The organism is Amycolatopsis keratiniphila subsp. keratiniphila (assembly GCF_001620365.2).
In the GTDB taxonomy this organism is placed as follows: Bacteria; Actinomycetota; Actinomycetes; order Mycobacteriales; family Pseudonocardiaceae; genus Amycolatopsis; species Amycolatopsis keratiniphila.
Map to the genome: position 1 here is coordinate 9,950 of NZ_LQMT02000052.1, position 11,646 is coordinate 21,595.

The following is an 11,646-nucleotide window of genomic DNA, read 5'->3' on the forward strand; positions in this document are numbered from 1 at the left end:
CGCCTCGTGAGTGTTTTGGGTCGTTAGAGCCAACCGTGTCCTGGTGACTCGCCGGTCCCGCTGGGTGCCGGCCTTGACCCGAGGGGTTGCGAAAGCCACTTTCGCAACGTTGAAGGTTGCGAAAGTGGCTTTCGCAACGCCGGCCGTGCACGCGACATCGCCACCCGCTAGATCACCTTGACGAACCCGGAATCCACCGCGAACTCCGCACCGGTGGTGTTGACGGAAAGGGGTGAGGCCAGCAACGCGACCAGGCGGGCGACCTCACCCGGGTCGGCGATCCGGCCGGTGGCCAGGCCCATCATCTCCGGGACGACCTCGGTCATCACGGTCTCGGGATCGGTCCCGGTCTTGGCCGCGAACAGATCCGCGACCCCGCCCTCCTCGGTCCACCACGCCGTGCGGACCGGCCCGGGGGAGACCACGTTCACCCGGATGCCCTGCGGCCCGAACTCCTCGGAGAGCACCTTGCTCACGTTGTTCAGCCCGGCCTTGGCCGCGCCGTAATCGACGTTGATGGACGAGGGTTGCCGCGCGTTGCACGACGAGATGTTGACGATCGAGCCGCCGCCGCGCTCGATCATCGGCGGCAGCGCGGCCCGGATGGCACGGACAGCGGAGAAGAGGTTGAACTCGAACATCTTGTGCCACTCCTCGTCCGTCGCGTCCAGGAACGACGAGCGCGGCAGGATCACCCCCGGTGGCGGCCCGCCCGCGTTGTTCACCAGGATGTCGAGGCCGCCGTAGAGGTCCACGGCCCGCGCCACCACTTCCGCCGGCGCGTCGGGATCCATCAGATCAGCCGCGACGTGGGTCAGTTCGGCTCCGGCGAGCAGGTCGAGCTCCGGGCTGCTCTTCCGGGACACCGCGACGACACGAGCGCCCTCTTCGCGCAGGGTCCGGGCGATCGCGAGCCCGATCCCCTTGGAAGCGCCGGTGACCACCGCGATCCGGCCGGTCAGCTGTAGATCCATGATTCTCCTGCTTCCTTCGGACGGGATGGGGAAAGGTTCGGTGACGCGATTTCGAGACCGGCCCTGGCCACCGCGTCGGCGTCGGTCAGGATCACCGAGTTGACGCCGGGCCGGATCCCCGCGGCCGTCACCCAATGGACGGTCTCGGTGGGCACACCGAAGGCGAACCGGCGGGCGTGCGGCCTGCCGCCGATGTCCACCAGCCGGTACGGGCGGCGGGTGACGGCGAGGCCGCCGGTCGGGTAGGAGCCGCCGCGGCTGATCGGGATCCGGTGGAGGCGGCATTCGCCCCGCGCCAGCAGGTTCCGCAGCAGCAGATCCTTGGTCCGCCGCAGGTCGGCCTCGGGCAGGCGGGCTTCGATCAAGGTGGTGGCGGCTTCGGTGACGTCGGGCGTTCTCGCCGAACTCGCGACGAACCGGCGGGCGTCCGGCGAGGCCCGCACGCACAGCCGTGGGCCGAGGACACTCAGCACACCGCTGTCGATCAACGCCGCCATCTCCTCGACTCGCCGCACGGGCGGGCCGATCGAGAGAAACGCGTTCAGCGGTGTGTACCAGCCTTGGAGGTCGTCGCGGTAGGAGTCGCCGGAGAGACCACCGTGATCGACCACGAGCCGGATCTCGTTCCGCAGATCCCGGAGCACGTCGAGCGCGGCCTTGAGCGGGCTGGACACATTGCCGCGCTTCGCTTCCGCGATGTCTTCGTCCAGATAGGACCGTAGCCGGCGCCGGAAACGGCCGGTGCCGGTGAGGTCGTCCTCCTGGATCGGATGCGCCACCCGGCGCCAATCCCATCGCTCCTCGAGCCCGAACTCGGCGAGTACCCGTTCTTCCCGGGCCGACGGTACCGGCGCCAGCGGATCCGCGAGCACCGGCGGTGACGACCGGTCGCCGGCCGCCGCGACGAAGGCGCGGATGAACTCCTCGGCCCTCGCCGGGGATTCGCGGTGCCGCACCAGCGTGCCGTAGAACACCGCGCGGACCTCGCGGTCGATGAGCGGCCAGACGTCCACGCGGAAGTCGGCGGGTTCCGCGCGACGGCGGAACCGTTCGATCACCTCCGCGGTGAGGAACAACGGTTCGTGCCTGCCGTAGGCGCCCTTCTGGTTCTCGCCGCGCGCGTGGTACGGGACGCCGCGCCGGGATCCCGCGATCAACCGCGGCTCCCGGCCGGACGGCCGGTAGACCAGGCCGTCGGCGGTGCGGACGAAACGTCCGCCCCTGCCCTCGGTGAGCAACGCCAGATAGTCGAAGAAGGACAGTCCCATTCCACTGAGGACGGTCGGTTCCCCCGGCCCGATCCCGTCGAGCCCGGCGCCGGCCGGATTGCCCGGTGCGAGGTAGCGAAGACCGTGCTTCTTGGCGAACCGCGCCATCGCCGTCTCTTCACGCGTCGGGAGCGTGTCCAAATGGCCCTGGGTGAGCACCACGGCGTCCTGGCCGTCGAGCACGGTTCCGCCGGACAGCCAGACGCGCTGCGAGCCGTCGCCGTCGTCCCGCAGATCGACGGCCTTCTCCGCGCACAGGACGATCCGCACCGAGGCGGGAGCGGTCCTGATGATCCGTCGCAGGGTCCAATGCAGGTAGGAGCCGTAGAACGCCCGGGACGGATAGGAATCCGGGCCGAGAAGTGCGGCCTCCCGGCGAACGCCGTCCGGGATCTCGTCGGACGACGGCGCGTCCGAGAGCGACTTCGCCCAGTCGTACAGGCTCGGGCCGCGCAGTACCGGGCCCGCCGCCTCGACGGTGTCGTCGAGGAACATGGTGATCTGGGCGGCCACGGTGTTCATCAGCAGTTTCGGGTCCTGGCGCCGGTGCCACACCAGACCGCCGTCGTGCACATGCGAGTCGAGTACGGTCACCACGAGTTCGTGACCGGCCGGTACCAGGACGGAAGCGTTGGCGCACAACCGTTCCAGTACGGAGAGTCCGCGAGGGCCGAGGCCGACGATGCAGATCCGCATACCGGCGTCACCGCGACCGGTCCGGCGCCGCGACCAGCAGGCTGGTCTCCAGCGCCAGCGGATGGACGGTCTCCAGCCGGAGTCCCGCACCGTCCAGAATGGACTCGTAGCTCGCGAGGGTCCGTTCCCGCCCGCCCGCCATCATGAGCAGGTGCAGATCCCACAGCAGCGGAAGGACCTCGGTCCCGGAATCGGGGATGACCCGCTCCAGGATCAGCACCCGCGCGGACTCGTCCGCCATGGCACGGCGGCAGTGCGTGAGCAGCGTGATGCATTCGCTGTCGTCCCAGTCCTGCAGGATCCGGGACAGCAGGTAGAAGTCGGCGCCTTCGGGTACGGCTTCGAAGATGTCACCCGCCACCGCTTCGCAGCGGTCCGCGCAGCCGCGCGCGACGAGCTGGTTCCTCGCCACCGGCAGCATGTGCTCCTTGTCCACCAGCACCCCGCGCAGATGGGGATGGGCTTCCAGCACGGTGGACAGGAGGTTCCCGCTGCCGCCGCCGAGGTCCGCGACCGTCTTGCCGCGTGAGAAATCGAACGCCTCGGGAACGTCGGCGAAGAAGGAGCTCCCGGCGTTCATGGCGTCGAGGAAGCGTTGCCCCGCACCGGGTACCTCGGCGAGGTACTCGTGAAGCGTGCGGTCGAACGCGTGCTCGAAACCGGAACGGCCCGTTCGCACCGCGGTGACGACCGAACCCCAGGCCTGGTGGAACTCCTCACCGTAGAGGCGGCACATCTCGCGCATCGAGCCCGGGGTGCCGGTGCGCAGGAGCCGGGAGATCGGGGTCAGGCGGTAGCCGGTCCGGTCGTCGCCGTCGAAGACGCCGATCGCGACGAGCAGCCGCATCAGCCTGAGCACCCCGTCGGGATCGGCTTGCGCCCGCGCGGCCAGGGAAGCGCTCGTGACGTGCCCCTCGGCGAGATGATCGGGCAGACCCAGCGCGACCGCCGCGTAGAGCGCCTGTGACCGCCAGGTCCCGGTGACGATGTCGACCACGGCGCGCGCGGCCGGCTCGTCCGTGTCGCTCACGGTCATCCGTTCGTTCCCTTCTGCCGGGCGGTGCCCGACGCGCCGATGAGGAGTTCCCGATGTCTTTCCCGGAGCTCGCGTTTGAGGACCTTTCCGGTGACCCCCACCGGTAGTTCGCTCCGCGAGCCGGCCACGACCACGGCGGCGAGCTCGGCGAGCCCGGCTCGCATGAGCGCGCTATTGCACGCGGCGCGGATCTCCTCGGCGCCGGGCGGATCGCCGTGCCCGAAGAGCACCACCGCGGCCGGCAGCGACCGGCCGGGGCGGGCGGGGTCGGCCACCGCGATCACCGCGGCGTCCAAGGCCTTCGTCTCGTTGAGCACGACCTCTTCCAAGGGCAGGCTGTACACCGGGCCGCCGCCGGTCTCGATGACGTCCGGCGTCCGGTCGAGGTGGTACCAGGTGCCGTTCTCGTCCTGGCGTACGACGTCGCCGGTGAGGAAGAAGTCGCCGCGGCGGGCCAGGTGGTTCAGCTTCTCGTCGTTCACGTAGCCCGGGGTGACGCTCGGTGTGCGCACCCCCAGCAGCCCGGCCCGGCCCGGCGGCAGGACCCGGCCCGCGTCGTCGAGGGCGGCGGCCTCGCGGACCACCCGCACCGGTTTGCCGATCGCCCGCGCGTACGAGGTGGAATCGGCGGTGTAGGCGTGTTTGAACAGCACCATGCCCATCTCGGACGAACCGAGACCGTCCACATAGGTCGATCCGGCGGTGACGGCGCCGTTCGCCCGCGTGTGACCGATCGCGACCAGCGGGCGGATATGGCGCTCGTGCGACGCGTCACCCATCCCCATCCAGGTGTGGACCGCACCTGCCGCTTCCGTCGTCAGCGCATCGATCGGCAGCTCCGCGAGCGTACCGGGGAAACCGAGCACGAGCGTGGGCTCGAACGCGTTCATCGCCTCCGCGACCGCTTCGCCCGAAGTCCCGTCGGCCAGCATGGTCGGCAGGCCGAGCATCAGCGCGAGGCTCAGGTAGCTGATGCCGGAGGAATGGCTGTGCGGCAGCGCGGTGAGCATCCGATCCGTGCGCAGGGACGGGAACTTCCAGAGCCGCTCCCGTTTGCCGACGGAGAACGTCCGGTGCGCGAAGGCCGTCGGCTTCGGGACACCGGTGGTGCCCGACGAGTGGGAGATCAGCACGAGATCGTCGTCCCGGTGCCGGTAGCGCTCCGGAACCGGGCCGTCCCCGCTCGCGCCGACGGTCGCTTCGTCGACGAACCGGATTCCGGAGACGGCCGGTGGGTCGAGGTCCGTGACCACGAGCGCGGTGTCCGTGCGGGCGAAGTAGTGGGCCGCGGTCCCGGGTGGCATCCGTGGATTGGTCAGCGTGGTGACCCCGCCGAGTGCGGTGATCGCGATGTGCTGTACGAAACCGGCGAGCCCGTCGGTCAGCTGGACACCGACGCGCGTTCCCGGGCCCACCCCTTCGCCGGCGTACCACCGTGCGCACCGCAGCACCCTGGCGCGCAGCCGGTCGAGGGAATGGCCAGTCGTCGTCCCGCCCTCGCGCCGGAAGAGCAGCGGCCGGTCGGGGTCGCGGGCGATTTCGCAGACGTGCCAGAAGAAATTGCCCGCGCCGAGATCGCGCCGGGTCGAGAGTTTCAGCCGGTCGGCCACGGACCGGTGTGTTCCCCGCAGGTACACGACGTCCTCCCGGCTCAAGACCTGCGGCCAAGGCCGCGCATGACGTGTTTCAGCTCGTCGAAGGAGTCGAGGTCCGGCACCGTCCAGCCGTCGAGGTCGTATTCGCGCAGGCACTGCTCGGCGAAGCCCTTGTAGCCGTCGACCTGTCCGCTTTCGGTCTGTGCCGCGAGGATCTCGGTGCGGATCGACTCGTGGTTCCCGGAGGAGTTGCGCTCGTACAGTTCGTGCCTGCTGCCGAATTCCGTGCCGATCGCGTCCCACAGCAGCTTCATCAGCTTCACCCGGCTGACCGCGTCGTGCCCGTTCGAGCCGCGGACGTACTTGTCCAGGTAGGGCCGGATCGCCGGATTCTTGAAGTCGTCCGCGCTCGAGTTCACGTAGATGAGGCCGCTGGCGACGTCCTGTTCGATGATCTCCTTGATGCGCGGGTAGCCGAGCGTCATGAACCAGCGGTACGCGAGGCCGTAGTCCTTCCTCGGCAGGAGCGAGCCGTCCCGCCACTCCCGCGGGTTCCTCGCCATCGCCTCGCTGAGGGCCCAGAACAGGTTCCGCCAGGCGAGGACCTCGCCCGCCCGCGCCTGCACGCCGCGGAAGTCCTTGGTCCCGGTCATCTCGATCGCCTTGAGCAGGAGACCGGCGATGAAGTCGATCTTCACCGCCAGCCGGACGCAGCTCTGGAAGGTCAGCCGCTCCAGCGAGCCCGACTCGGCGACGAATTCGTTGACCTTGCCGGCGTCGCCGTAGATGAACACGTTCTCCCACGGGATGAGCACCTTGTCCATCACGAAGATCGTGTCGTTCTCGTCGAACCGGCTGGACAGGGGATGGTCGTAGGGGCTGCCCATCACCGCCGCGGTGGCCGCGTAGGACGGGCGGCAGATGAGCTTGAGTCCCGGCGCCGTCATCGGCAGGGTCGCGATCAGCGCGAATTCGCGTTCCTTGATGGGCATGCCGTAATGCGAGATGAAGTTCAGGTTGGTGATCGCGGACCCGGTCGCGACGACCTTCGCGCCGCTGACGATCAGGCCGCTGTCGGTTTCCTTCTCCACGTGGACGAAGACGTCCTTCACCGCTTCGGACGGCAGGTGCCGGTCCACCGGCGGGTGCACGATCGCGTGGTCCCAGAACAGCACCTTCTCCTGGGACTCCCGGTACCAGCGGCGCGCGTTGTCCTGGAACGGCGAGTAGAAGTCGGCGTTGGCGCCGAGGGTGCCGAGGAAACTCGCCTTGTAGTCGGGACTCCGGCCCATCCAGCCGTAGGTGAGCCTCGCCCATTCCGCGATGGCTTCGCGATCGTCGAGCAGATCCTGCGGTGTCCGCGGGGTGCGGAAGAAACTGTGCGTGTATCCGCCGCTTCCGGTGTCCGTCGCCGTGGTCAGCACGTCCCGTTTGGCGGGATCGTGCAGCGCGTCGTAGAGCCGGGCGGTCATCAAGGCGGAATTGCGGAAGGCCGGATGTTTCGTGACATCGGCGACGCGATCGCCGTAGAGGTAGATTTCGCGGTCGTCCCGCAGGCTTTCCAGGTATTCCTCACCGTTCATCGGCCGGGCGACCGGGTGGCCGCCGTTCGCCGTCGCGGCGGTTTCCTGCTGCAGTGTCATCGGAGAATTCCTGTCCCGTCGGTGGTGGAGGCGAGCGCGGCGGAATGGCGCAGTTCGTGGAACGCTCCGCGGTGGAAAATGAGCGGAGGACCGCCCCGGATCTCGAAGTTCCGTACCTCGCCGAGATAGATCACGTGATCGCCGCCGTCGTAGGAGGCCCACGGCGCGCAGCTCAGATACGCGGCGCAGCCGGCGAGGCGGGCGGAATGCGGTAGCACGTCCCAGCGGATGTCGGGTGCCGGATCCGTTCCGTGGCCCGCGAAATGCCGGGCGATTCCTTGCTGCCACGACGAAAGAATGTTGATTTCGAAAGCGGCTCCCGCCAGTCGCCCGCACAACCGGCTGCGCCGGTTCAGGGAAACCATCACCAAGGGCGGTTCGAGGGAGATCGACGCGAACGCGTTCACCGTGGCGCCGTGGACGGTACCGTCATGGCGAACGGTCACCACGGTCACGCCGGTGGCGAACTGGCCCAGACAGTCCCTGAGCCCGCGGATCGCCCGTTTCACCGCCCACTTCCGGTTCGCCGGGGAAACGGCGTGCGGGGTTCTTGGCCGAACACCGGTGTCTCCTTCCTTGGCCGAACTGGTACGTGACCCATGCTCACGACGTCCGATGAAAAACCGAGCAAGGTCCGCTATAGCGCGGTCCGCGATTACTGGTATCCGGTTGACTAGCCCTGCGATTACTAGGAAAAACAGAGCACTATCTGCCGCGCGCGGCGCCTGCGAGGCTGGCCGAATCCCCGGACCGGACGACATCGGTCCGGCTTGTCGCGTCGATCACGACCCAAGGAGTGTTCTGGTGACCAAGCAAGTGCCGCGCGTCGAGGAACTGGGCGGCGGTTTCACCCCGAGGTTGTGGTGGACCCTGATCCTGCTCGCGGCGGCGGTGGCGCTCGACGTCGGCAGCGTGGCCGTGGTCAATCCGGCGTTGCCCGACATCGGGCGGGACCTGCGGATGGACGACGCCCTGCTCCAGTGGACGATGACCGGTTACGGGATCACGTTCGCGGGCTGCCTGCTGTTCGGCGGCAGGCTGGCCGACGTCTTCAGCAGGCGGCTCGTGCTGGCGGCGGGGATCGGGATCTTCGCGGTGGGCGCGCTCGCCCCGGTCGTCGTGCCCACCGCGGAGGTCCTGATCGCGGCGAGGGCGGCGCAGGGGCTGGGAGCGGCCCTGTCCGTGCCCGCGGCGATGGCGTTGCTGTTCCAGGTGTTCCCGCCGGGACGGCTGCGCAACCGCGCGCTGGGCGTCTACACCGCCGTCGGCGCGGCGAGTTTCGGGGTGGGCCTGGTGCTCGGTGGGGTGCTCACCAGCGCGTTCGGCTGGCACGCGGTGTTCGCCTTCAGCGCCGTGACGAGTGTGCTGGTCCTGCTCGGCATCCGGCCGCTGCTGCCGAGTTCCGCCGGCGACCGGCGCCCGGTCGACCTGCCAGGGGCGGCGATGGTCACCGCCGGGCTGCTGGCCGGCATCTTCGCGGTGACCAGGGCGGGCGAGGCCGGCCTCGCGGACACCGGCACGGTCGTGTCGGCGCTGCTGGCGATCCTCCTCCTCGCCGGTTTCGTGCTCTGGGAACGCCGGGCGCCGGAACCGCTGTTCTCGGTCGGCATCCTGCGCTCCCGGCCGGTCCGGGCGGCGACCCTCGCCGGCGGCCTGTTCTTCTTCGCGCTCAACGGGGTCCTGTTCTTCGCGCCGCTCTACATGCAGGGCATGCTCGGCTACACGCCGCTGCAGTCGGGGCTGGCGGTGCTCCCGATGAGCCTGCTCGTCGCCGTGTCGTCGAACGTCGCCGGTCGTCTCCTGTCGCGGTTCGGCCAGCGACGGGTCCTCGTCGTCGGCCTTCTCCTGCTGGCGGCGGGTGTCGCCCTCTGGCTCCGTACCCCGTTGGACGGCGACTACCTGGCGCATGTCCTGCCGGGGGTCGCGGTGATGGCCATCGGGCAGGGACTGGCCTACACCGCGCTCACCGCGGCGTCGCTCACCGGCGTCCCCGGCGAGCGGCACGGCGTCGCCGGCGCGTTCAACATCACCGCTCAGCAGATCGGCTCGAGCGTCGGTATCGCCGCGCTCGTGGCGTTCGCCTCGGCGCTCTCCGAATCGGGGGAGCAGGCCGAGCGCCTGTCCACCTACCACGCGGTCTACCTGGTCATCAGCTGCGTGGTGGTGGTGGGCGCGCTGGTCACCGCCGCCCTGTTCGGCCGCCGCGCCGACGACCGGGCGCCGGAGGTGAAGGCCCCGGCCGCCGGATGAACGGCGAGGACCGCCTGATCACCACAGTGCAGAAGAGCGAAGGGAGTCGAGTCACCGTGAGGATCGCTTTGCTGGGCCCGCTCGAGGTGGTTCACGACGGAAGGCCGATCGTGCCTTCGGCGCCGAAACAGCGGACGCTGCTGGCGCTTCTGTTGCTGAACGCCAACCGCGAGGTGAGCGTCGCCCAGTGCGCCGGAGAACTCGGCGACGGTGCGTCGAAGAACTGCTCGGTGTCGACCGTGCACACCCATATCCTGCAGCTGCGCAAGGCACTCGGCCCCGCGGCGGGACGGCTGCGCACCACCGGAGCCGGTCCCGACGCGGGCTATCTGTTCATCACGGAGCCGGGGGAGCTCGACGTCGACCGGTTCGACGAACTCGTGGCCGTCGCGCGGCTCCGGCGCGCGGACGGGAAGCCCGGCGAAGCGGCCAGGCTGATCACCGAGGCGCTGGATCTGTGGCACACCGAGGCACTCGTCGACGTCAAGACCGGGCCCGGCGCGCAGCGAGCACTGGTCGGGCTGCGGGCCAAGCGGATGGAGGCACTCGTGATCTGTGCCGAACTGGCGCTCCGGCTCGGGCGCCACCGCCAGGTGCTCGGCAAGCTCGCCGCACTGGTGCACCTGAATCCGGCGGACGAACGGCTCACCGCGCACCTGATGACGGCGCTCTACCGCAGCGGCAGGCAGGCCGACGCGCTGGCGGTGTACCAACGGTTCCTGACCACGGCCGAGACGGGATCCCGCGCGCTGAGCGAACTCCAGACGGCCATCCTGCTCGCCGACCCGGTGCTGGACGGTCCCACCGCGGATCTCCTCTCCGCCGGATAGCCGCCGCGGTCATCCGGCGGACAGCAGCGCGTTCCGGTCCCGGAGGTACTTCCCGTTGGTGGTGCGGGGGAGCGCGGGGAGGACGTGGTAGCGCGACGGTGTCTTCTCCGCCCCCAGGAACCTGCGGCACCACGACCCGAGGTGATCCGGGTCCAGCGCCGTCGTTCCCGCCACGTGGGCCTCGATGACGTCGGAGCCGAGCACGATCACGTCGGTGACCTCGCGGTGTGCCGCCAGCACCCGTTCGATCTCGAGCAGGTCCAGATCCCGGTGACCCCCGCCGGTGCGCCCGAGGAGCTGCAGCGAACCGGTGACCTGGTCCCGCCGCACCAGGTCACCGGTGGAGAGCCAGCCGCCGAACCACGGCTCGGCCTCGATGACGTACGGCGAACGTGCCAGATGGACCTCCAGCACACCGTCCGTGACGCGGGTCCGGATCCCCGGTACCGGCCTCCCGACACCGGACACCGCGAACCGGCCGGCGACGTCCATCGCGATGACGCCGGTTTCGGTGGTGCCGTAGGCCTGGCCGATGCTCACGCCGTGCCGGTCACGGAAGCGGTCGAAGACGTCGTGATGCAGAACGTCGCCGCTGGAGATCGCGGCACGCAGCGAGGTGAAGGATTCCACGGTGTCTTCGCCGAGCCTCGCGAAGTCCCGAGGTTCCCCGATGACGACGTCGGCGGTCCGCACGGCGGGCGACCGGGCGGGGAATAGCAGTGACGCCCCGTTGTCGAGGGTGTGCAGGACGCCGCCGACCAAGCCGAAGGAATGCGCGAGGGAATTCATCAACAGCACCCGTTCCCCCGGCCCGGGAACGCCGTCCACCGCCGCGATCCGCCCGAGTTCGGCGAGGAGCGACTCCGGCGTCCGGCCGACGAGTTTTCCCGCACCGGTGGTGCCCGAGGAGAGCTGAAGCAGGCAATGGCCGGTCGACGCGGGTTCGCCGTCCGGCAGCCGCCGCACCAGCACTTCGCATTCGTCGGTGAACGGACGGCTCCTGCGGTCGCTGCCGCCGAAGGTGACGAAGAACCGCGGCCGCCACCGGCCGAGCAGACAGGTCATCTCGGCGAGGCCGGTCTTCTGCTCGATCAGGGCGACTTGCGCGCCCAGTTCCCATAACGCGAACACGGACCACAGCTGGGTGAAACTGGGTGTCCCGTGCAGGGCGACCGTGGTGCCCGCCCCGATGCCGTGATGGCGGTACACGGTGGCGAGCCAGGCCACCGCCGCGCGAAGCTCGCCGCGGGTGACGGGACGTTCCCCGTACGCCCAGAGTTCGTCGTCGCCACCACGGCCGAGCAGGTCTTCTCCCCACCAGGATCGCGTTGTCATGCCCACCACCGTCCGAAGG

Annotated in this window: 9 protein-coding genes; 2 read left to right on the top strand and 7 right to left on the bottom strand. The window is 69.6% G+C overall.

Going from position 1 to position 11,646, the window contains the following annotated elements; translation table 11 throughout:
* Positions 1-167 precede the first annotated feature (167 nt).
* The 6 genes from AVR91_RS41140 to AVR91_RS41165 are packed head-to-tail and all read right to left on the bottom strand — an operon-like array spanning position 168 to position 7,721.
* Positions 168-974 carry an SDR family NAD(P)-dependent oxidoreductase gene (locus AVR91_RS41140; protein WP_063276808.1) on the bottom strand — a complete coding sequence of 269 codons (807 nt, stop codon included), beginning with the start codon at positions 972-974 and terminating at the stop codon, positions 168-170.
* The gene (locus AVR91_RS41145) at positions 959-2,938 is read right to left on the bottom strand and encodes an FAD/NAD(P)-binding protein (RefSeq protein WP_063276809.1); all 1,980 of its coding nucleotides are present in this window, start codon (positions 2,936-2,938) and stop codon (positions 959-961) included. Before AVR91_RS41145 ends, AVR91_RS41140 begins: the two co-directional genes overlap by 16 nt.
* 7 nt (positions 2,939-2,945) lie before the next feature.
* On the bottom strand, positions 2,946-3,974 hold the full coding sequence (locus AVR91_RS41150; protein WP_063276810.1) for a methyltransferase: 1,029 nt from the start codon (positions 3,972-3,974) through the stop codon (positions 2,946-2,948).
* Complete coding sequence (locus tag AVR91_RS41155; RefSeq protein WP_211282832.1) at positions 3,971-5,584, bottom strand: class I adenylate-forming enzyme family protein; 1,614 nt, start codon at positions 5,582-5,584, stop codon at positions 3,971-3,973. Before AVR91_RS41155 ends, AVR91_RS41150 begins: the two co-directional genes overlap by 4 nt.
* A 41-nt stretch (positions 5,585-5,625) precedes the next feature.
* A complete protein-coding gene (locus AVR91_RS41160; protein WP_063276812.1) occupies positions 5,626-7,212 on the bottom strand; it encodes a 4-hydroxyphenylacetate 3-hydroxylase family protein in 1,587 nt (528 codons plus the stop codon).
* Complete coding sequence (locus tag AVR91_RS41165) at positions 7,209-7,721, bottom strand: flavin reductase family protein (protein ID WP_063276813.1); 513 nt, start codon at positions 7,719-7,721, stop codon at positions 7,209-7,211. The genes AVR91_RS41160 and AVR91_RS41165 overlap by 4 nt, the downstream gene beginning before the upstream one ends.
* 295 nt (positions 7,722-8,016) lie before the next feature.
* Here AVR91_RS41165 and AVR91_RS41170 point away from each other — a divergent pair, with 295 nt between their 5' ends.
* Together AVR91_RS41170 and AVR91_RS41175 are read left to right on the top strand one after the other, a co-directional pair.
* Positions 8,017-9,462 (top strand): MFS transporter, encoded by a 1,446-nt coding sequence (locus tag AVR91_RS41170; protein WP_063276814.1) that lies wholly within the window; start codon positions 8,017-8,019, stop codon positions 9,460-9,462.
* Between the two features lie 56 nt (positions 9,463-9,518).
* A complete protein-coding gene (locus AVR91_RS41175; RefSeq protein ID WP_076857557.1) occupies positions 9,519-10,292 on the top strand; it encodes an AfsR/SARP family transcriptional regulator in 774 nt (257 codons plus the stop codon).
* A gap of 9 nt (positions 10,293-10,301) precedes the next feature.
* Here AVR91_RS41175 and AVR91_RS41180 read toward each other — a convergent pair whose 3' ends face one another.
* The gene (locus AVR91_RS41180) at positions 10,302-11,627 is read right to left on the bottom strand and encodes a class I adenylate-forming enzyme family protein (protein WP_063823219.1); all 1,326 of its coding nucleotides are present in this window, start codon (positions 11,625-11,627) and stop codon (positions 10,302-10,304) included.
* Positions 11,628-11,646 lie beyond the last annotated feature (19 nt).

Bases quoted from the DNA above. Each gene is read 5' to 3' on its own strand.
- AVR91_RS41150 (WP_063276810.1), bottom strand. From the start codon at position 3,974: ATGACCGTGAGCGACACGGACGAGCCGGCCGCGCGCGCCGTGGTCGAC.
- AVR91_RS41145 (WP_063276809.1), bottom strand. From the start codon at position 2,938: ATGCGGATCTGCATCGTCGGCCTCGGCCCTCGCGGACTCTCCGTACTG.
- AVR91_RS41160 (WP_063276812.1), bottom strand. From the start codon at position 7,212: ATGACACTGCAGCAGGAAACCGCCGCGACGGCGAACGGCGGCCACCCG.
- AVR91_RS41140 (WP_063276808.1), bottom strand. From the start codon at position 974: ATGGATCTACAGCTGACCGGCCGGATCGCGGTGGTCACCGGCGCTTCC.
- AVR91_RS41180 (WP_063823219.1), bottom strand. From the start codon at position 11,627: ATGACAACGCGATCCTGGTGGGGAGAAGACCTGCTCGGCCGTGGTGGC.